The organism is Kitasatospora sp. NPDC059973 (assembly GCF_042737525.1).
GTDB lineage: Bacteria > Actinomycetota > Actinomycetes > Streptomycetales > Streptomycetaceae > Kitasatospora.
Window position 1 is genome coordinate 37,199 of the sequence record NZ_JBHWUI010000013.1, and the last position, 19,541, is coordinate 56,739.

17 protein-coding genes are annotated in these 19,541 nt (G+C 73.0%); 14 read left to right on the top strand and 3 right to left on the bottom strand.

The window, feature by feature from the left end; translation table 11 throughout:
* Positions 1-93 precede the first annotated feature (93 nt).
* From ACFWA9_RS06115 to ACFWA9_RS06125, 3 genes are all read left to right on the top strand, one after another.
* Positions 94-1,365 carry a hypothetical protein gene (locus tag ACFWA9_RS06115; protein ID WP_380383564.1) on the top strand — a complete coding sequence of 424 codons (1,272 nt, stop codon included), beginning with the start codon at positions 94-96 and terminating at the stop codon, positions 1,363-1,365.
* 113 nt (positions 1,366-1,478) lie between these two features.
* The gene (locus ACFWA9_RS06120; RefSeq protein ID WP_380383567.1) at positions 1,479-1,967 is read left to right on the top strand and encodes a MarR family winged helix-turn-helix transcriptional regulator; all 489 of its coding nucleotides are present in this window, start codon (positions 1,479-1,481) and stop codon (positions 1,965-1,967) included.
* 93 nt (positions 1,968-2,060) lie between these two features.
* Positions 2,061-3,578, top strand: coding sequence for a DHA2 family efflux MFS transporter permease subunit (locus tag ACFWA9_RS06125; protein ID WP_380383570.1), 1,518 nt, complete (start codon positions 2,061-2,063; stop codon positions 3,576-3,578).
* 627 nt (positions 3,579-4,205) lie between these two features.
* Here the strand turns inward: ACFWA9_RS06125 and ACFWA9_RS06130 are convergent.
* Both ACFWA9_RS06130 and ACFWA9_RS06135 read right to left on the bottom strand, forming a co-directional pair.
* Positions 4,206-5,450 carry a helix-turn-helix domain-containing protein gene (locus ACFWA9_RS06130; protein ID WP_380383573.1) on the bottom strand — a complete coding sequence of 415 codons (1,245 nt, stop codon included), beginning with the start codon at positions 5,448-5,450 and terminating at the stop codon, positions 4,206-4,208.
* 111 nt (positions 5,451-5,561) lie between these two features.
* The gene (locus ACFWA9_RS06135) at positions 5,562-5,735 is read right to left on the bottom strand and encodes a hypothetical protein (RefSeq protein ID WP_380383576.1); all 174 of its coding nucleotides are present in this window, start codon (positions 5,733-5,735) and stop codon (positions 5,562-5,564) included.
* Between the two features lie 193 nt (positions 5,736-5,928).
* On the opposite strand from ACFWA9_RS06135, the gene ACFWA9_RS06140 reads away from it, so the two are divergent.
* From ACFWA9_RS06140 to ACFWA9_RS06155, 4 genes are all read left to right on the top strand, one after another.
* Positions 5,929-6,906 (top strand): ParB N-terminal domain-containing protein, encoded by a 978-nt coding sequence (locus ACFWA9_RS06140; RefSeq protein ID WP_352286207.1) that lies wholly within the window; start codon positions 5,929-5,931, stop codon positions 6,904-6,906.
* 210 nt (positions 6,907-7,116) lie between these two features.
* A complete protein-coding gene (locus ACFWA9_RS06145; protein WP_352286209.1) occupies positions 7,117-8,112 on the top strand; it encodes an NAD(P)/FAD-dependent oxidoreductase in 996 nt (331 codons plus the stop codon).
* A gap of 61 nt (positions 8,113-8,173) precedes the next feature.
* Positions 8,174-8,494, top strand: a complete 321-nt coding sequence (locus ACFWA9_RS06150; protein ID WP_329488280.1) for a hypothetical protein — start codon at positions 8,174-8,176, stop codon at positions 8,492-8,494.
* Positions 8,491-9,927: a PLP-dependent aminotransferase family protein gene (locus ACFWA9_RS06155; protein WP_352286211.1), complete on the top strand. Its 1,437-nt coding sequence runs from the start codon at positions 8,491-8,493 to the stop codon at positions 9,925-9,927. The genes ACFWA9_RS06150 and ACFWA9_RS06155 overlap by 4 nt, the downstream gene beginning before the upstream one ends.
* 16 nt (positions 9,928-9,943) lie before the next feature.
* Here the strand turns inward: ACFWA9_RS06155 and ACFWA9_RS06160 are convergent, their stop codons facing one another.
* Complete coding sequence (locus ACFWA9_RS06160; RefSeq protein WP_359805103.1) at positions 9,944-11,221, bottom strand: MFS transporter; 1,278 nt, start codon at positions 11,219-11,221, stop codon at positions 9,944-9,946.
* A gap of 87 nt (positions 11,222-11,308) precedes the next feature.
* Here ACFWA9_RS06160 and ACFWA9_RS06165 point away from each other — a divergent pair, with 87 nt between their 5' ends.
* The 7 genes from ACFWA9_RS06165 (at position 11,309) to ACFWA9_RS06195 (ending at position 19,484) form a co-directional block, all read left to right on the top strand.
* Complete coding sequence (locus tag ACFWA9_RS06165; RefSeq protein WP_380383582.1) at positions 11,309-12,286, top strand: ArsR family transcriptional regulator; 978 nt, start codon at positions 11,309-11,311, stop codon at positions 12,284-12,286.
* A gap of 53 nt (positions 12,287-12,339) precedes the next feature.
* Positions 12,340-13,626 carry an MFS transporter gene (locus tag ACFWA9_RS06170; RefSeq protein WP_352286217.1) on the top strand — a complete coding sequence of 429 codons (1,287 nt, stop codon included), beginning with the start codon at positions 12,340-12,342 and terminating at the stop codon, positions 13,624-13,626.
* 355 nt (positions 13,627-13,981) lie between these two features.
* A complete protein-coding gene (locus ACFWA9_RS06175) occupies positions 13,982-14,683 on the top strand; it encodes a hypothetical protein (RefSeq protein WP_352286218.1) in 702 nt (233 codons plus the stop codon).
* Between the two features lie 89 nt (positions 14,684-14,772).
* Positions 14,773-16,029, top strand: coding sequence for an ATP-grasp domain-containing protein (locus ACFWA9_RS06180; RefSeq protein ID WP_380383586.1), 1,257 nt, complete (start codon positions 14,773-14,775; stop codon positions 16,027-16,029).
* Positions 16,022-17,263, top strand: coding sequence for an acetyl-CoA carboxylase biotin carboxylase subunit family protein (locus tag ACFWA9_RS06185; RefSeq protein WP_380383589.1), 1,242 nt, complete (start codon positions 16,022-16,024; stop codon positions 17,261-17,263). The genes ACFWA9_RS06180 and ACFWA9_RS06185 overlap by 8 nt, the downstream gene beginning before the upstream one ends.
* A complete protein-coding gene (locus ACFWA9_RS06190; RefSeq protein WP_380383592.1) occupies positions 17,260-18,000 on the top strand; it encodes a GNAT family N-acetyltransferase in 741 nt (246 codons plus the stop codon). Before ACFWA9_RS06185 ends, ACFWA9_RS06190 begins: the two co-directional genes overlap by 4 nt.
* A gap of 143 nt (positions 18,001-18,143) precedes the next feature.
* Positions 18,144-19,484, top strand: a complete 1,341-nt coding sequence (locus tag ACFWA9_RS06195) for a hypothetical protein (RefSeq protein ID WP_329488269.1) — start codon at positions 18,144-18,146, stop codon at positions 19,482-19,484.
* The last annotated feature ends 57 nt before the right edge of the window (positions 19,485-19,541 follow it).

Sequence of the window (19,541 nt, forward strand, 5' to 3'; positions counted from 1 at the left end):
TCGGCCGGAGAGGCCCGATCCCGTGCCGTAGGCTCGCTCGGCGGCACGATCGTGGCCGCGCCGACCACGAGCGGGGGCGGGAGTCCAGAGCTGATGAGCACGGCATCGAGTACATCGAGCGCGGAGCCGGCGAGCGCCGAGCCGTCCGGCACCGGCGCCCCCTCGGCCGAGGCCGGGCGGCAGGGCCGCCTCGGCGCCGTCGTGGACCGGTTCGCGCCCGCGCTCGGCGCGTACGCGGTGGTGAAGGCCACCGGCCTGGCCGTGCTCCTGCTGCTGCTCTCGCACACCGGTGACTTCCTCCGGAAGGAGCCGGGCCGCGGCGGGGGCGCCCAGCCCTGGGACGTGCTCGGCACCTGGGACGGCGTCTGGTACCAGCGGATCGCCGAGAACGGCTACCACCCGCAGCTGGTCCCGCTGCACGGCTTCCCGCTCGCCACCTACTACGAGAACTCGGCCGCGTTCTTCCCGCTCTACCCGTGGCTGATGCGCCTGGTCGGCGCCGTCACCGGGCTCGGCCCCTACGGGTCGGGCATCGCGGTCTCGGTGGTGGCCTCGTTCGTCGCGGCGGCCGGCGTCTTCGCCGTCGCCGAGCGGCTCGGCGGGTTCCGGGCCGGGGTGATCGCGGCGGTGATCTGGGGCCTCTTCCCGGGGTCGGGCGTCGAGTGGGCGGTCTACTCGGACTCGTTGTTCGTCGCCATCTCCGCCTGGGCCTGCTACTGCGTGATGACCCACCGCTGGCTCACCGCCGGCCTGCTCGCCTTCGCGGCCGGCCTCAACCGGCCCACCGCGGCCGCGCTGATCGCGGCCGTCTCGATCTCCGCGCTGGTGGCACTGGTCCGGCGCACCGACGGCGTCGCGCGACCGCTGACCGCGATGCTGATCACGCCGTGGGGCCTGGTCTGGTACGTCGGCTGGGTCGGCTACCGGATGGGCGACTGGGGCGGCTACTTCAAGCTGCAGCGGGGTGCCTGGAACCGCTACTTCGACTGGGGCGCCTCCACCTCGCGCACCTTCCTGGACGTGATCACCGGGCACTGGGACTTCTGGCAGTCCAACCCCGCGCCCGACCTGATCGCGGTGGCCCTGCTGATGCTCCTGCCCGCGCTGCTGGTGCTGCTGCTGCGCATCCGGCCGCCGCTGGTCCTGGTGGTCTACACGCTGCTGACCGTCTTCACCGCGCTGAGCAGCAACCAGATCTTCGGCAACATCTCGCGCTACCTGCTGCCCGCCTTCCCGCTCTTCATCGGGCTGGCGGTCGCGCTGCGCCGGGTGAAGGTGCCCACCCTGCTGGGCCTGGGCGCGATGCCGACGCTCGCGGCGGGCTGGTACGCCGGGTACGCGCTGTTCGAGCTCGGCATTCCGTAGACCGGGCCGCGCCCGCCGCCCTGCCTCGCCCGCCGGTACCGTGGGCCGCCGCCCCGCGGGATCGTTGTTCACGGGATCATCTGCCGGCAGACGGCCTTGCTACGCTCGGACGTATGACGACGAGCCCGCCGGTGCGCCGGATCCGAGACCTCTCCGGCCTGCTGGACCACGCCAGCCATGTCCTGGCGACCCGGATGGCGGCCGCCTTCACCGAGCTCGGGGTCACCCCGCGCGCCTACTGCGTGCTGTTCCACGCGCTGGAGACCGAGCGCACCCAGATCCAGCTGGCCGAGCTGTCGGACCTGGACAAGACCACCATGGTCGTCACCGTGGACGAGCTGGAGAAGGCGGGCCTGGCGGAGCGCCGCCCGTCCGCCACCGACCGCCGGGCCCGGATCATCTCGGTCACCGAGGCGGGCGAGCGCGCCGTCGAGGAGGGCACCGCGATCGCCGACCGGGTGCACCGCGAGGTGCTGGAGTCGCTGCCCGAGCCCGAGCGGACGGTCTTCGTCTCGGCGCTGACCCAGCTGGTGGGCGGGCATCTGGCGGAGCCGGTGGAGAGCGACCGGACGGTCCGGCGAGCCCGTCGCTCCCGGAGCTGAGCATCTCGAAAGAGACCTTCCCGAGAAAGATAGTCCTGAACAAAACAATCTGCTAGCGTCATACCCGGTACTCGACGAACCGGGAGACCCGCCATGACCACGCACGCCCCCAGCACGCCCACCCCGGGCGCACCGGCCCGGAGCGCATCCGCCCCGGACGCGCCCGCCCCGACCCGGGCCGGCTCGGCCCGTTCCCGTGCGCTCGCCCTGGCGGTGCTCTGCGCGGGGATGCTGATGATCATCCTGGACGGCTCCATCGTCACGGTGGCGCTGCCGGCCATCCAGGCGGACCTCGGCTTCTCGTCGGCCGACCTGACCTGGACGGTCAACGCCTACCTGATCGCCTTCGCCGGACTGCTGCTGCTGGCCGGCCGGCTCGGCGACCTGATCGGCCGCAAGCGGGTCTTCGTCGCCGGGCTCGCCCTCTTCACCGCCGCCTCGGTGCTCTGCGCGGTGGCCACCGGCCAGGGCATGCTGATCGCGGCCCGCTTCCTCCAGGGCGTCGGCGGGGCGATGGCCTCCGCGGTCAGCCTCGGCATGATCGTCACGCTCTTCCCCGAGCCGGGCGAGCGCGGCCGGGCGATCGGCGCCTTCAGCTTCGTCGGCGCGGCCGGCGCCTCGATCGGCCAGGTCCTCGGCGGCGTCCTCACCCAGGCCCTGAACTGGCACTGGATCTTCCTGATCAACCTGCCGCTCGGCCTCGCCGCCGTGCTGCTCGCGGTGCGGGTGCTCGACACCGACCGCGGCCCGGGCCTGCGGGCCGGCGCCGACACCCTCGGCGCCGTGCTGATCACCGCCGCCCTGATGCTCGGCATCTACACCATCGTCGGTACCGGCGAGCACGGTTGGGCCTCCGCCCGCACCCTCGGCCTGGGCGCGCTCGCCGCCCTGCTGCTGGCCGGCTTCCTGCTGCGCCAGGCCCGCGCCGCCCAGCCGCTGCTGCCGCTGCGGATGCTCCGCTCCCGGACCGTCGCCGGGGCGAACGTGGTGCAGGTCCTCGCGATCTCCGGGATGTTCGGCTTCCAGATCCTGCTCGCGCTCTACCTGCAGAACGTGCTCGGCTACGGCGCGGCCGCGACCGGTCTGGCCATGCTCCCGGCGGCGGTGTCCATCGGAGCCGTGTCGCTCTTCCTCTCCGCCCGGCTGAACGCCCGCTTCGGCGAGCGCAACGTCCTGATGGCCGGACTGGCCCTGCTGGTCGCCGCGCTCGGGCTGCTCGTCCGGCTGCCGGCGGACGCCGACTACGCCGTCCACCTGCTGCCGACCATGCTGCTGATCGGCGGTGGCGGGCTGGTGCTCTCCGGCCTGACCGCGCTGGGCATGTCGGGCGCCGGCGCGGCGGACGCGGGCACCGCCTCCGGCCTCTTCAACACCACCCAGCAGGTCGGCGCGGCCCTCGGCGTCGCCGTCCTCACCACCCTCGCCGCCGCCCGGACCGGAACCCTGAGCGGTGCCGGACACTCCGCGGCCGAGGCGCTGACCGGCGGGTTCCGCCTGGCCTTCGCGGTCGCGGCCGGGCTGCTGGCGCTGGCCCTGCTGGTCACGGCCGTCGTCCTGAAGCCCGCCGGGGCCGCGAGCTCCGCCGAACGGCCCGCGGCGGCGGTGCTCTGACCCGCCGAACCGGACGGGCCACCGGGGCATCCGCCCCGGTGGCCCGCAGGGCTGTCGCGGCGTGGACGGGGCCGGCTGTCAAGGATTCGGAAGGGATTCCGGGGCAATTCTCATGTCGCCCGTCGGGACATGTCGGCTATGCCGGTCTTCGTGGGTTCGCGGAACGGTGCTAAGTGGCCGGAGATCTTCCGGATATGGGCATTAGGTGTGATCATCGCCAAATTCAGGACGGAATCCGTGGCGAGGGGAAAAGGCACCCGGCCGTCCTCCCGCTCCGGAGCGCGGCGCGGCGGCGGGGGAGCCGCAGGGAGCGCGGAGGAGCGCGGGAGCGCACGAAAGGGCACCGCGAGCCGTGCGACGGGGCAGTACGCGAGGGCAGCGTGAGGGCGGTGCGGGGGCAGCACGAGACGACCGGCGGCGAGGAACGGCGACGGCGGAGGAGGCGGGGTGCTGCGCGGGTGGCGGCCGGCGGGGTCGGCACGGGGGCCACCGAGGGGGCGCGGTGCGCGAGTGCTGAGCCGGGTTCTCCGGCCGCCGGCACATCGCGTCGCGACGTTCGAGCGGGGTCCGTACTCCACCGGTGGGTCGGATCGTGACCGACGGCGACCGGAAGGCGGACCGGTCGGCTCAGGCGGGGCGTTCGGCCTGGGCCAGCGTGACGGCGAGGGAGCGCCAGACCTCGGAGGCGAGGTCGATGTTGGCCGCTTCCTGGGCCTGTTGGGCGAGTTGTTCGAGTGCCCGGATGGCGGCGTCGCGCTCACCGTTCAGGATGCGCAGCTGGTTGCGCAGCATGAGGTGCCGGACGCGGTCCCGAAAGGACAGGTGCTCGGGGTGGTCGCCCAGCCGTTCGCAGAGCTCCCGGGCGGCCGGGTGGTCGTCCTGGTGGAAGGCCAGGTGGGCCCGGAGGGTGAGGAACTCCTGCTGGTGGACCGGCAGGTTCAGCAGCTCGACGGCCGGGGCGGCCTCGCGGAGCCGGCGTTCGGCCTGGTCGGTGCGGCGCGGGTCCATCCGCAGGTAGAGCGAGGCGGCGGCGAGTCTCAGCCGCATCCAGAGCACGAGTTCCTCGTTGCCGGCGCCCAGCAGGTCCATGGCCTGTTCCAGCAGGGCGGCGGCCTCGGCGTGCCGGCCCTGGCGGATCCGGATGCTGCCGGCCGTCCAGAACGTCTCGGCGCGCAGGGTGACCGGGAGTTCGTCGACGAGCCGGAGCACCTGGTCGGTGTGGTCCAGGGCCTCGACCAGCCGGCCGGTCTCGGCCTCGACGGAGATCAGGACGAGCAGGGTGCGGGTCAGGTCGCTGCGGGAGAGCTGGTGCTCGGTGGCGAGTGCGTAGGCCTCGGTGGCCATCCGGTGGGCGGCGGGGACGTCGCCGGTGGTCCTCTGACATCGGGCGAGCTGGACCCTGGCTCTGACCTGCAGATGCGGGTGTTCGATCTGGTCGCTCAGCTCGGTGAGCGACTGCAGGGTGCGCTGCTGGTCCTGGCGGGCGCCGCTCTTGCGCTGGTTCTCGGCCAGCATCCAGAGGGACTGCCAGCGCAGCGCGGGGTGGGTCGGGACGCCCTGCTGCACGGTGTCCAGCAGCATCCGGGTGGCGTCCTCGGCGTCGCTCCCGGAGACCACCATGGCGAGCGTCTCGGCGGTGCGGTCGGTCGGTTCGGCCTGGAACGACGAGAGCGGCAGGTCCAGCTTGTCGCAGAGGTAGGCCACCGCGCGGTCGGTCGGCGGGCGGCTGCCCGACTCCAGACGGGAGAGGTAGGCGGCGGACATGCCGGGCCCTGTCAGCTGGGCCTGCGAGATGCCTCGGTTCTGCCGGATCGTCCGTAGCCGGATGCCGAAGTAGGGCTGTGGCAGGGTTTGGAGGGACGTCTGGAGCATGGCGACGACACTGCCACAGCGCCACCGTCATTTGTCAAGCCCGCACCGGGGCCCCGGCAATTCTGTCAACCGGGGCCCGCGCGCAGTGGAATCAGGGCTGGTCGGAGCGGCTCACGGCCACTCGATGTCGCCCTCCTTGCCGTCCGGTACGACGATCGTGATGTCCTTTCCGGCCGTGGCGGCGGAGCCCGAGTGGGCTGTCAGGGCATGGATGCTCTGGGCGGCGCCGAATGCGAGGACCACCGCCAGTCCGGTGAGCGCGAGCGTGCGGCGGAGTGTGTTCATCGTGCTTTCCCTAGGGTTGTTCAGCAGTGAATCCTGGCGGCGGTACGGGCCGGCTTCCCCCCGATCACTCCGCAGCGGCAACGTAGCCCACCTGGGGTTCTTTGACAAGCATCTGCCAAAGAGATTGACAAACTTGGCAAGCGATCGAAGGGTGCTGTCTTATGAGGCTGTAGCGGAGAAGGGGGTGGTGGCAGTGACGGGGGCTGTCACGTCCGAGGTCAACAGCGTGCCGATCGCGGAGTTGAGGCCGGCCGACTCGCCGCGGCTCGCGGGCGAGGACAGCGGACATGTCGAGACGCTTGCCCAGAGCGGGACGGCCTTCGACCCGATCCTGGTGCACCGGGCCACCCGGCGGGTGGTCGACGGCATGCACCGGTTGCGCGCCGCCGCCATGCGCGGCGAGCGCCAGATCAGGGTGCGGTACGTGGACGGGCCGGAGGAGGAGATCTTCATCCGCTCGGTGGAGGCCAACGTGGCGCACGGCCTCCCGCTGACCCTGGGGGACCGCCGGGCGGCGGCCACCCGGATCCTCGCCTCCCACCCGGGCTGGTCGGACCGGGCGATCGCCCGCACCACCGGGCTGTCGCCGAAGACCGTGGGGGCGATCCGGCGCCGGTCGAGCGAGGAAAATCCTCAGTCGAGCGCCCGGGTCGGCCAGGACGGGCGGATCCGTCCGGTGGATCCGGTCGAGGGGCGCCGGGCCGCGGTCGCGCTGCTGACCGAGCGGCCCGAGGCGACCCTGCGGGAGATCTCGCAGGCCGTCGGCATCTCGTCCAGCACCGCGCACGAGGTGCGCCGGCTGCTGCGGCAGGGCGAGGACCCGCTCCGGCTGGCCGGCCGGGTCCCGCGGCAGGACCGCCGCGCCCTCCCGGCCCGGACCGCCCAGCGGTCCCGGACCCCGGAGCCGGCCGACCGGTCGGGCATCCTGGAGCGGCTCGCCAAGGACCCGTCGCTGCGGTTCACCGAATCCGGCCGGCTGCTGCTGCGCTGGCTGGGCACCCACGACTTCGACGCGCGGACCGGTCAGGAGCTGATCGCCGCCGTGCCGCCGCACTGCGCCGCCGCCGTGGCCGACCTGGCGAGCAGCTTCGCGCGCGAGTGGAGCCGTTTCGCCGAGGAGCTCGCCCAGCGCGCCGACGTCCCGGACGATGGCCGACCCAAGGCTTCTTGACGCTCGATCAGGGGCGTTGCGAGGATCGACGCGCTGCTGCCGTGAGTGCGACGAGAGCCACCGGCGCGGTGGCTCTCCGCGCGTCCGTCCCGCCTTCTCCCGTGCCCGGCGCCCGCAGCGCGCCGGCACCGCCGGCCCCGGATCCCGGGCCGGCGCCCTGGCCGGCCGGACCGCGACCATCCCTGCTTCCGAACACCAAAGGAGACGGCCGTGGCGCCAGCCACCGAGTCCACTGTCGACATCGCCATCGTCGGAGCCGGCCCCGCGGGCCTGTACGGCGCCTACTACGCCGGCTTCCGCGGCCTGACCAGCGCGGTCATCGACGCGCTGGAGCAGCCGGGCGGCCAGGTCGCCGCGCTGTACCCCGAGAAGCGGCTGTACGACGTGGCCGGCCATGTCGCGGTCAAGGGGCGGGAGTTGGTCGACAACCTGCTGGAGCAGGCGGCCACCTTCGACCCCCGCTACCTGCTCGGGCAGACCGCCACCACCCTCACGCCGAACGGCACCGGGTGGGAGATCACCACCGACGCGGGCAGCCGGGTCCTCGCCGGGGCGGTGGTGATCTCGGCCGGCATCGGCCGCGTGGTGCCCCGCACCCTGCCGTGCTCGCTGCCCTTCGAGGGCCGGGGCGTCGCCTACCACGTGCCCCGGCTGGAGGAGCACCGCGACCGTGACGTGGTGATCGTCGGCGGCGGCGACAGCGCGGTGGACTGGGCGCTGGCACTGGCCCCGATCGCCCGGTCGGTCACCGTCGTCCACCGGCGCGGCAGCTTCCGGGCCCACGAGCACAGCGTGAAGCAGCTGTACGCCGCCCCGGTCCGGGTCGTCACCGACGCCCAGGTCACCGCCTGCCACGGCGCGGACCGGCTGGAGGGCGTCACCGTCCGGGGGGCCGAGGGCGAACTGGAGCTGCCCGCCCAGGCGCTGGTCGCCGCGCTCGGCTTCTCCTCCCAGCTGGGCCCGATCGCCGACTGGGGCCTGAAGCTGGAGAACCGCCAGATCCTGGTCGACCCGGCGATGCGGACCAGCCTGCCGCAGGTCTACGCGGTCGGTGACGGCTGCACCTACGAGGGCCGGGTCCCGCTGATCTCGGTCGGGTTCGGCGAGGCCGCCACCGCCGTGAACCACGCGGCCGTGGCGCTGCGCCCCGGCGCCCAGCTGGCCCCGGAGCACTCCTCCGACTTCCCGCAGTCCGGTCCGGCCTGAGCCGACGACCGCCCCGACGCGCCCCGGCGCGTGCCGCCACACCGATGAGAGGAAGCCAATGATGACGACACCTCAGATTGATTCGGGCCAGTTCAGCGACGTGATCCCCGGAGTGGTCGACGGGACGGTCACGGCCACGCTCGACGCGGAGGGCAACGTCTCCCTCCACGTCCTGGTCGGCCGGCACGGCCGGAACTCCGAGCGGTGCGACCGCATCGAGTTCATCCTCACCGAGGAGAACGCCCGGCAGCTGGGCGAGATGCTGACCAACGCCACCGCCGCCCGGACCGGTCCGGTGCCCTGCTCGGTGGGCGTCCGGCTGAACTCCCCCTTCAGCGGGACCGAAGCGGACCTCGCCTCCGCCGGTCCGTCGGCGCGTTGAGCTACGCGCTGACGGCCTCCCAGGTCGTGCGGATGCTCGGCGAGTGGAGAGCGGCCGGCCCGGCCTACGCGGACCTCGCGGAGGCCTTCCAGGTGCTGATCTCCGACGGCCGGCTGCCGGCCGGGGCCCGGCTCCCGGCCGAGCGGACCTTCGCCGTCCAGTGCGGGCTCAGCCGCAACACCGTCACCGCCGCCTACCGGATCCTGCGTGAGCGGGGCTTCCTGGCGAGCGACCGCGGGGCGGGCTCGTTCGTCCGGCTGCCGGAGCCCGGCCGGCGGACGCGGGCCCCGTACTCGCTGGCGGCCCGCAGCGCCGGGTCGATCGACCTGGCGGTGGCCTCGCTGCCCGCGCCGGAGGCCGTCCTCGGCACCGCGACCCGGCTGGCCGCCGGTGACCTCGGCCGCTACTCCCACCTGCTCGGCTACGACGTGGCGGGGGTGGCCGACCTGCGCCGGACGATCGCCGAGGACTTCACCCGCCGGGGTGCGCCGACCGACCCCGGCCAGATCCTGGTGACGGCCGGCGCCGACCACGCGCTCGGCCTGCTCATCCGCCTGCTGTCGCGCCCGGGCGAGGCGGTGATGACCGACAGCCCGACGTACCCCAACGTGCTCGACCTGACCAGGGCGCTGGGCCGCCGGCTGCTGACCGTGGGCCTCGGCGCCGACGGCTGGAACACCGACGTCTGGAAGTCCGCGCTGCGCCAGGAGGCGCCGCGGCTGGCCTACCTGATGCCGGACTTCCACAACCCGACCGGCCTGGTGATGCCGGACTCCGCGCGGTCCGCGATCGTCGACGCCTCGCGCCGCTCCGGGACGTACCTGGTGGTGGACGAGGCGCTGCGCGAACTCGCGCTCGACGGCGGCGAGCTTCCGCCGCCGATGGCCGCCTGGTCGACGCCCGATCACGTCATCACCATCGGCACCATGAGCAAGACCTGCTGGGCCGGCCTGCGGGTCGGCTGGATCCGCGCCTCCAAGTCGGTGATCGCCCGGCTGATCGGGCTGCGCAACCTCGTCGACACCGGCAACTCGCTGCTCACCCAGCTCATCGCGCTGCGGGTGCTGGAGGCCGGCGCCGGCCTGCTGCGGGAGCGGCGGGAGCTGCTGCTGGAGCGCCGCCGGGTGCTGGTCGACCTGCTGGCGCGGGACTTCCCCGACTGGCGGTTCACGCTGCCGCACGGCGGGCTCTCGCTCTGGGTGGACCTCGGCGCCAGGCTGGGCTCGCCGCTGGCGCAGGCGGCGGGCCGGCGCGGGCTGGAGATCCTCTCCGGCGGCCGGTTCGGCGTGGACGGCACGCTGGAGAGCCATATCCGGATCCCCTTCGTCGCCGACGAGCGGACGCTGGTCGCGGGCTGCGAGCGCCTCGCGGAGGCCTGGCGGGAGGTCCAGCTGACCGGCCGGGGGAGCCGGCGGACGCAGGCGGCGGCCTGATGCCGGCGGGCCGGCGTCACGGGGCCAGCGCCAGCGGCGCCCCGCCCGCCGGCGCGGGTGCGACCGGCAGTTCGCGCATCCGCCGCAGCGGCGAGAGGAGGACCGGCAGGACGGCGAAGAGCTCGCCGATCACGCCCACCCACATCGCCTGGCGGACGCCGATGCTCTGTCCCAGCACCCCGCCGATCAGCGCGCCCAGCGGCATCGCCCCCCAGACCAGGAAGCGCACCGTCGCGGTCATCCGGCCCAGCAGCGGCTTCGGGCAGAGCTGCTGGCGGAACGCCACCCCGGTGATCTTGAAGGTCATGAAGACCACCCAGCCCAGCGCCTGGAGCGCCAGCGCGACCGCGAACCGCCAGTCGGCCTGGTACATCGGCAGCGCCAGCAGCCAGAGCACGGCGCTGGTGATCATCGCCGCGCACATCGCCGGCCCCTGGCCGAACCTGGTCACGATCCGCACCGTGACCAGGCTCCCGATCAGGCCGCCGACGGCCTCCGCGGTGAACACCAGACCGCACAGGAACGGCGACAGGTGGAGCTCGCCGGCCAGCAGCACCAGCAGCATCGAGGCGCCGATGGTGCCGCACATGTTGGAGATCGCCGCGGTCAGCGTGATCGAGCGCAGCAGCCGGTCGCCGAAGACGAACCGCAGCCCCTCGCCGATCTCGGCCCGCAGGCTGGCGTCCGGGTGGATCTCGGGCCGCTCCTCGGGCCGCTTGATCCGGCCCACGAAGAGCGCCGAGAGGACGAAGCTCACCGCGTCGACCACGATCGCGACCGGTGCGGTCAGCGCGCCGACCAGCACCCCGCCCGCGCCCGGCCCGCCGACCTGGATGGTGCTGCGGCTGGCCTCGATCTTGACGTTGGCCTCCACCAGCTGGTCGTCCTCCACCAGGTGCGGCAGGTAGCTGCCGTGCGCCGCGTCGAAGAACGCGGTGCAGACCGACATCCCGAAGGCCACCCCGTACAGCTGGAGGAGCGTCAGGCAGTCCAGCCAGGAGGCGATCGGGACGGAGGCGAGCAGGGCGGCCCGGCCGAGGTCGCCGACGACCATCACCCGGCGCCGGCGCACCCGGTCCACCCAGGCGCCGGCCGGCAGGCCGATGAGCAGGAAGGCCAGGTACTCGAAGGTCACCAGCAGACCGGCCTGGAAGGGCGTGGCCTTCAGCGTGCCGATCGCGACGAGTGGCAGGGCGATGAGCGTGACGGCGGTGCCCGCCTGGCTCACCGAGTCGGCCGCCCAGAACCGACGGAAGTCGGTATGGCGGAGGAGACTGGTGCGAGGCGGCGTCATGGCGGCCAACACCACCACCCTGGAGCCGGAACGGCCATTGTTTTAGTCTGGGCGAAAACCTCGCAGGGGCGGGCGGAGGACGAGGCCATGGGTGAACTGCGGTTCGGCGTGCACGACATCGTCAACATCAGGTTCGCGATCTCGCCGCTCTGGGAGACGGTCGCCAGCCTCCGGGCGGTCGCCGACCCGGGCCGGCACGTGGTCCATCTGCCGTGGATCAGAAGGGCGCTGGCGCTGCGGCAGGACCGCTCGCTGGTCGTCCGCACGGCGGCGCTCTCCGCCCTGCTGCCGAGGCGCGACCACGGGCCGGCCTTCCTGACCCCGTCGCCGCGCTGCCCGCTGGCCGAGATCGAGGAGGAGCTGGCGATCATGCTGGCCACCCCCGCGGAGGAGGTCCGGGCCGGCCTCGACCCGGCCTGCCCGGGCCGGACCACCCCGCCGTTCGAGCGGCTGCTGGCCGAGGACCCGGAGCGGGCCCTGCCCGAGCTGGCCGAGGCCGTGCACGCCTGGTGGCTGGCGGCGGTGAAGCCGCACTGGCCGCGGATCCGCGCCGTCCTGGAGGCGGACATCGCCCACCGCACCCGCCAGCTCGCCGAGGACGGCATCCAGCAGGTGCTGGGCGGCCTCCACCCGAGCCTGCACTGGGTCGGCGACCGCCTGGTCTCGCCGGACCTCCCGGCCGCCGGGCTCGACCTCGGCGGCGCGGGCATCACCCTCACCCCCAGCGCCTTCGCGGGCCGCTGCCACCTGCTGACCGCCCGTCGGGCCACCCCGCCCGGCGCGGTCTACCCCTCCCGGGCGCTCGGGGTGCTCTGGGAGCGCCGGGAGAGCGCCGGCGACGGTCTGGCCCGGCTGCTCGGCCGCAGCCGGGCCCAGCTGCTGGCCTGCACCGCCTCGCCGGCCACCACCACCCAGCTGGCCGCCCGCACCGGGCTCAGCCTGGGGGCGGTCTCCCAGCACCTCGCGGTGCTGCGCGACGCCGGACTGGTCACCAGCCACCGGTACCGGCGCGAGGTGAATTACACGGTCAGTGACCTGGGGACGGCCCTCTTGCAGCAGGCGTAGTTCCGGGCGGTATCGCGTTGACAGACCGACCGGCCGCGCAGCATGCTCCTCTGGTGTCCCAATCGAGCCCGGCGCCCAAAAAGAGCCTGATTTCCCACCACGATTTCCGGCAACTCTGGGCCGGCCAGTCCATCAGCCAGATCGGCTCGGCGGTCACGCTGCTGGCCCTGCCGTATCTGGCGATCAAAGAGCTGGACGCCACGCCTTTTCAGGTGACACTGCTCACGATGTTCCAGTACCTCGCATTCCTGCTGCTCGGCCTTCCGGCCGGCGCCTGGGTCGACCGAATGCGGCACCGCCGGGTGATGATCGTGGGCGATGTGGGCCGCGCGATTCTGCTCGGCTCCATTCCGGTCGCCCACGCCTTCGACGCGCTCACGCTGACGCAGCTCTACGCCGTCACGTTCGGCACCTCGGTGCTCACCCTGTTCTTCGACGTGGCCTACCAGAGCGTGCTGCCGTCGCTGGTGGCCGACGAGCAGCTGGTCGAGGGGAACGCCAAGCTCGAAGCGACCCGCAAGGTGGCCGAGGTCGGCGGGCCCGGGCTGGCCGGCGCGGTCATCAACGTGCTCAGCGCGCCGCTGGCCATCGCGATCAACTCGGTCAGCTTCCTGGGCTCCGCGTTCTTCCTGACCAGGATCCGCCGGCCCGAGCGGCGCGCCGAGCCCCGCCCGGACAGCAACCTGCGCAAGGAGATGGGCGAGGGCCTGCGCTTCGTGCTCGGCCACCCGATCCTGCGGCCGATCGCCGCCACCGCGACGATCTCCAACCTGTGGGGCACCATCGGCATCTCCCTGCTGGTCGTCCTGCTGGCGGACACCCTGCACCTGTCGGCGCTGCTGGTCGGCCTGGTGTTCAGCGCCGCGGCGGCGGGCGGCATCGCCGGCGCGGTCCTGGCGGAGCGGGTGGTCGCCCGGCTGGGCCAGGGGCCGGCCATCTGGATCTGCATGGTGGCCAGCACGGTCTGCTGGTTCCTCGCCCTCCCGCTGTACCAGGACGACTGGCGGCTCGCCCTCGGCATCGTGCTGCACGGCCTGGGCTGGATCCCGTTCATCATCTACAACGTCACCCAGGTCAGCTTCCGGCAGCGGGTGACGCCCAAGCACCTGATGGCCCGGATGAACGCCACGATCCGCTTCATGGTCTGGGGCGTGGTGCCGATCGGCGCCCTGCTGGCCGGTGTGCTGGCCGAGAAGTACGGAGTCCGGGCGGCGATGTGGGTGGGCGTGGTCGGCGAGCTCTTCGCCGTCCTGCCGGTGGTGGTCTCGCCGCTGCGCTCGATGCGGGAGCTCCCGACGGCGCCTGAGGACGAGCCCGCGGCGGCCCCCGCCACCGTCTGACCTCCGCTTTCCCCGCATTCCCCGGCCGGATGATCTCCGGCCGGGCCGCGGCGACCCCGTGCCATTCGCGCACGGTTTCTCCGGACGCCGCCCGATTTCTCCCGCGGGTGGTTTCTCCGGACCCCGGTATTTCCCGGCCGGTGGCCGGCTCGATCCGTCGAGCCGACCACCGGCCTTTTCGCGTCCTGGCACCCGGCGGGGCCATGGTGCCAAGCATGGTGAATTGGCACTGTCCGACCACCGCGCCGGTTGCTAGCGTCCTTATCGACGGGGAATGCGCCATTGAGCCGCACATTCGGAGCAGTATGTGGCGTCTCCCTGGCATGGCAGCGCATTGGTACTAGGAGGAAAACAAGTGGCAGCGGAAACCCTGGACCGCGAGAAGCTCGAAAACCTCGCGGCCGAGCTGATCGAGAAGCAGTTCCAGCGCGTCCCCAAGATGCGCGAGCTGCACGCCGGCGAGTGGACGGACCGGGACTTCTACATCCGTCACATCACCGAGACCGTGCTTCGCATCCGGCTGAACAACGAGGTCGACACCTACGCCCTCTTCAAGGTCGGTTCGAAGGACGACACCCTCGCCGCCCACCTCGCCAAGTACCTGGCGGAGGAGTTCGGCCACGAGAGCATGTTCACCCGTGACCTCTTCAAGTTCGGCCTCACCCAGGAGGACATCGACGCCACCGATGTCTTCCCGTCGACCAAGAAGCTGATGGGTTACCTGCGTCTTGAGGCCGACTCGCGCGGCCCGGCGCCCACGACGGTCTGGGACTGGCTGGTCGAGTGGTACTCCGACCGCTACAACCCGATCATCACGAACAAGGCCGCCGAGGACTTCGGCCGCGAGTTCGTCGCGGGCACCGCGACCCACATCGAGTTCGACGAGTCGCACGACCACGACGAGCTGATGTTCCGTACGGTCGCCCGCGCGGTCGAGGTGTTCGGCACCCCGAAGCAGGCGTACCAGGACCTCACGACCTTCGTGGAGCTCATCGGCGACTACTTCGCCGAGCTCTACGAGCTGACCGTGGGCAGCAAGCAGCCCGCCGGGGTCTGAGTGAGAACGGCACGGGCGCGGCCTCCCGCCGCGCCCGTGCCGGCCGCCCCTGATCATGTCGCGCACCCGTCCGTGAGGGTTGAACACTGATGTCTGAACAACTGCCCGCCTCGCGCGGGCGCGTCCTGATCGTCGAGCCGAGTTCGTCAGGGGTCGCCCTGCTCGCGGAGGCGCACGCGCTCGGTTTCGAGACCGTCGTGGCGTCGGCGGACGTCGACGACCGGCGCCTCCCGGACGCGGCCCGCACCCACGTCGACCGCCTGGTCGTGGTGGACACCAACGACGAGCAGGCGCTGGCCGAGGTCGCCGCCGCGCTCCACGCCGAGCGCCCGCTGGCGGGCATCGTGCCGGGCTTCGAGTTCTACGTGGACACCGTGGCGCGGCTGGCGCCGGCCCTGGGCCTGCCCGGTCTGCGGGCCGACACCGCGCGCGGGCTGCGCAACAAGGCCACCATGCGCCGCCTGGTCGAGGCGGCCGGGCTGCGGGTGCCCCGGCACGCCGAGGCCACCGACGAGCGGGAGCTCCTCGCCGCCGCGGCCCACGTCGGCTACCCGGCGGTCCTCAAGCCCACCGAGTCCGCGGGCAGCATCCACGTCAGCCGCGTCGACTCGCCCGAGCAGCTCCTCGCCGCCTTCCGCAGCCTGCGCGCCGACCACCGCACCGACCTCGGCCGGGTGCTGGACGGCCCGGTGCTGCTGGAGGAGTACCTGGACGGACCCGAGGTCAGCGTCGAGGGGTACGTCGAGAACGGCCGCGCCGTCGTCCTGGCGGTCACCACCAAGATGCTCGGCCCGGAGCCCTACTTCGTGGAGCTCGGCCAGATCATGCCGCACCCGGCGGCCCCGGAGGCCCGGGCGGCCATCGACGCGTACGTCGCCGGCGTCTGCGAGGCGCTCGGCGTCACCCGGGGACCGTTCCACTGCGAGCTGCGGCTGCCGGCGGGGGAGCCGGTCCTGATCGAGCTCGGCGCCCGGCTGGCCGGCCACCGCATCCCGAACCTGGTGGAGGCCGTCACCGGGATCTCCCAGGTGCGGATCATGCTCGCCGGCTACACCGGTCTGACCGCCGAGGAGGTGGGCGCCGAGTCGGCGCCGACCGCCAAGTACGTGGGCATCGCCTGCTTCACCGCCCACGGGCTGACGCAGTATCAGCACATCGAGGGGCTGGACGAGTTGCGCGACCACCCGGACACCCTGGAGGTGAAGCTCTACGTCCGGCCGGGGGAGCCGATCCTGCCGGCCGAGGACTTCCGCTGCTTCCTCGGCCACGTGGTCTACAAGGCCGAGTCGTACGAGGACGCCGCGACGCGCTGGCACGCCGTCCGGGACGAGGTGCGCTTTGTCTAGTCGAGAGATCCCCCAGTACCTGGTCGTCAACCGGTTCGACGACGAGTTCGGCGAGTACCACCGGTTCGTCGAGCCGGGCAGCTGCCGGCTGGCGTACATCACGCTGCCGTGCGGCCTGCCGATCCTGGACGAGGAGAGCGCCCTCGACCTCGTCGTGGTCGACGACCTGGAGATCGGGACGCTGCTGCCGATCGCCCGCCGCCTCGCCGAGCTGCACGGCGGCTTCGACGCGATCGTGGGCCCCTCGGAGTACGACGTGCTCTCCACCGCGCAGCTGCGGGAGGAGCTCGGAGTCCCGGGCTGGCGGCCGGAGTTCGTGACGGCCTTCCGCGACAAGGCCCGGATGAAGGACCTCGTCGGCGGCGCGGGCCTGCGGGTGCCGCGGTTCCGCCGGCTGGACGCGGGCAGCACCGCCGCCGGGATCGCCGCCGAGGTCGGGCTGCCGCTGATCCTCAAGCCCCGGGCCGGCTGGTCGGCGCGCGGTGTGGTGCTGGTCCGCGACGAGGCCGAGCTGGCCGCGCTGCTGGTCGAACAGGGCGCGGAGCTCGAAGGCTTCGAGTGCGAGGAGTACGTCGAGGGCGCGATCCTGCACGTGGACGGGATCCGCCGGGACGGCAAGTTCCACTTCGTCAGCGCGTCGGAGTACATCAACACCTGCCTGGACTTCCTGACCGGCACGCCGCTCGGGTCGGTCCTGCTCGACCCCGGCGCCCGGCTGGACCGGGTCACCGAGTTCACCGGCGGCTGCCTGGACGCGCTGGACCTCGTCGACGGCCCCTTCCACCTGGAGCTCTTCGACACGCCCGGCGGCGAGCTGGTCTTCCTGGAGGTCGGTCTGCGCCCGGGCGGCGCGGAGGTGCCCTTCGTGCACCGCGACCTGTTCGGCATCGACCTGTTCGCCGAGGCGTTCCGGGCCACCATCGGCCTGCCGCCCGCGGTGCCCGCCGAGGCGCTGCCCGACGGGGTGGCCGGCGGCTGGGTCAGCATCCCCGAACCGCGGCCGTACCCCAGCACGGTGGTGTCCCGCAGCTCCCTGCTGGACACCGTCGACGAGGTGTACGCGGAGGTCGTCCCCGACGTCGGCACCGTCTTCGACGGCAGCGGCGGGTACGAGCACATCGGCGGCCGGTTCCGGCTGCGCGGCACCGACCACGCCGCCGTGCGGCGCGCGGCGCTCGCCGTGATGGACCGCTACCGGCTGGTGGTCGAGCACGAGGGGCCGGACGCCCGATGACCTCTGCTCTCACCAGTCCGGTCGGGATCCTGATCGCCCGGGGCGGGCCGGACATCGACGAGGTGAAGATCCGCCGGGCCGGCGCCGCGCACCTGGCGGCGGTCCGCGAGCTGACCGGGGCGACGGGCGCCGCCCTGCCGGTCCGGCCGGAGGCGTTCCACGCCGAGCGGATCGAGGAGTTCTGCCTGATCGAGCAGCTCGGCACGGTGATCGCCTGCGTCGGCGTCCACCGCACCGACGAGGGCGCCGAGCTGTACGACCTGGCGGTGGCGCCGGACCGGCGGGGCATCGGCCTCGGCCGGCTCCTGGTCGCCGCCGTGCTGCTGATGCTCAGCGGCGAGCCGGTGGCGGAGGTCCGGGTGGAGCCGGGGGAGGCCCGGGAGTGGTTCACCGGGCTCGGCTTCACCGAGCTGTCGCCGACGGTGCTGCGCCGGGACACCGCCGGCGGCTACGACGCGCTGGAGACCCTGGGCCGGATCGCCGACCTCCAGATCGAGTTCCAGCGCTCGGGCCGGACGCTGCGCTGGGAGCCGTCCTCCACCGCGCTGCTGATGTTCGCGCAGCGCGGCGGGCTGAAGCCCGAGTCGCTCTGCTGGGCCGGGGTCTGCGGGACGTGCGCCGTCCGGATCAAGCGCGGCACCGTCAGCTACAACACCGACCCGGGCGTCGACCCCGAGGACGACGAGGTGCTGCTCTGCATCACCCGGCCGGTCACCGACCTGGTGCTCGACCTCTGAGCGGACCGTGGCCGGCACGGGGGCCGGTACGGGGGTGGCCGCGGACAGGGGCGCCGGCACCGGGGGTGCCGGCGCCCGTGGGCGGCCGTGCGGGACGCGAGTACGGAAGCGAGTACGGAGAACGTGATGACGGAGAACAGACGATGACCAACCGCGTGACCGAGGCGTACAACGCCGCCTGCAAGATCCCGGGCAACGGCCTGGTCGACGTCATGCGGACGCTGGCGGCGAACCCGGCGATCCCGACCTGGAAGCGCCCCTACCCGCCGCGGCCCAACTTCGTCGAGGAGCGCGAGATCCGCGCGTTCGCCGACGACCTGATGGCCCTGCTGGGCATGCTCACCACGCTGCCCGACCGGCTCTTCGACGGCGACCTGGACCGCTTCCTCGACGCCGTCGGCGTGCACGGCGCCCGCGCCGAGCTGATGCGCCGCCACGCGCACCAGACCCCGGTGGTCTTCGGCCGCGCCGACGTCTACCACGACGGCGACGCGTTCAAGCTGCTGGAGTTCGGCATCGGCAGCGACCTCGGCGGCTGGGACTGGGCCGGCGAGGTGCCGCGCGGCCTGCTGGAGATCGACGCCTTCGCGGCCTTCGCGAAGGAGCACGGCCTCGGTTACGTGCACACCGGCCGCGAGACGGTGCGCACCATCAAGGAGGCCGCCAAGGCCGTCGCGGGCGACCGCGAGCCGGTCGTCGCGATCATCGAGGGCCCGGGCGGCCTGGACACCTTCGGCGCGGCCACCTGGTACAACGTGCACCGCGTGATGCGCGGCCTCGGCCTGGACCTCCACCTCGGCGAGCTCGACGACCTCCAGGTGAAGGACGGCCGGCTGGTGCTGGACGGCCACGTCATCGACGTGGTGTGGCGCGCCTTCGACACCGACCAGCTGCTGGAGGACCCGGCGTTCGTCGAGCTGGCGGAGCCGGTCTTCCGGGCCCACGAGGCGGGCACGGTGCTGCTCTGGCACACCCTGCAGAGCAACCTCTTCGGCGAGAAGGGCTGCATGGCGCTGCTCTCCGACCCGCACTACGCGAGCGGCTTCACGGCCGCCGAGCGGCAGGTCATCGACCGCGCGCTGCCGTGGACGAGGTCCCTCCAGCGCGCCGAGGACCTGCTGGTCCCCGGCCGGCTGGACGACCTGATGGCCCGCCGCGACACCCTGATCCTCAAGCCCAACAACCTCTTCGGCGGGCACGGCGTCGTCGCCGGCTGGGAGACGGCCGAGGACGCCTGGCGCACGGCCCTCACCGAGGGCGCGGCCGCGGGCTGCGTGGTGCAGGAGCGGGTCGTCCCGCGCACCGAGTCCATGGTCGACCCGGCCACCGGCGAGGAGCGGCCCTGGCAGACCCTCTGGGGCGTCTTCTACCAGCCGGACGGCTACGCCGGTGCCCAGGCCCGGGTCGTCCCGGCCGGTTCCACCGAGGTCATCGGGCACCGCTCCATCGACCAGGTCCACACCGGCTCGGTGCTGACGTACTGAGCCGTCCGCGCCGAACCGCCGTACAGAATCAGGATGGGTGAAGTGAGAACGTCGGAA

Coding starts and splice junctions, on each gene's coding strand:
- ACFWA9_RS06165 (WP_380383582.1), top strand. CDS start 11,309: ATGGGTGAACTGCGGTTCGGCGTGCACGACATCGTCAACATCAGGTTC.
- ACFWA9_RS06180 (WP_380383586.1), top strand. CDS start 14,773: ATGTCTGAACAACTGCCCGCCTCGCGCGGGCGCGTCCTGATCGTCGAG.
- ACFWA9_RS06135 (WP_380383576.1), bottom strand. CDS start 5,735: ATGAACACACTCCGCCGCACGCTCGCGCTCACCGGACTGGCGGTGGTC.
- ACFWA9_RS06150 (WP_329488280.1), top strand. CDS start 8,174: ATGACGACACCTCAGATTGATTCGGGCCAGTTCAGCGACGTGATCCCC.
- ACFWA9_RS06125 (WP_380383570.1), top strand. CDS start 2,061: ATGACCACGCACGCCCCCAGCACGCCCACCCCGGGCGCACCGGCCCGG.
- ACFWA9_RS06120 (WP_380383567.1), top strand. CDS start 1,479: ATGACGACGAGCCCGCCGGTGCGCCGGATCCGAGACCTCTCCGGCCTG.
- ACFWA9_RS06130 (WP_380383573.1), bottom strand. CDS start 5,450: ATGCTCCAGACGTCCCTCCAAACCCTGCCACAGCCCTACTTCGGCATC.
- ACFWA9_RS06115 (WP_380383564.1), top strand. CDS start 94: ATGAGCACGGCATCGAGTACATCGAGCGCGGAGCCGGCGAGCGCCGAG.
- ACFWA9_RS06160 (WP_359805103.1), bottom strand. CDS start 11,221: ATGACGCCGCCTCGCACCAGTCTCCTCCGCCATACCGACTTCCGTCGG.
- ACFWA9_RS06195 (WP_329488269.1), top strand. CDS start 18,144: ATGACCAACCGCGTGACCGAGGCGTACAACGCCGCCTGCAAGATCCCG.
- ACFWA9_RS06190 (WP_380383592.1), top strand. CDS start 17,260: ATGACCTCTGCTCTCACCAGTCCGGTCGGGATCCTGATCGCCCGGGGC.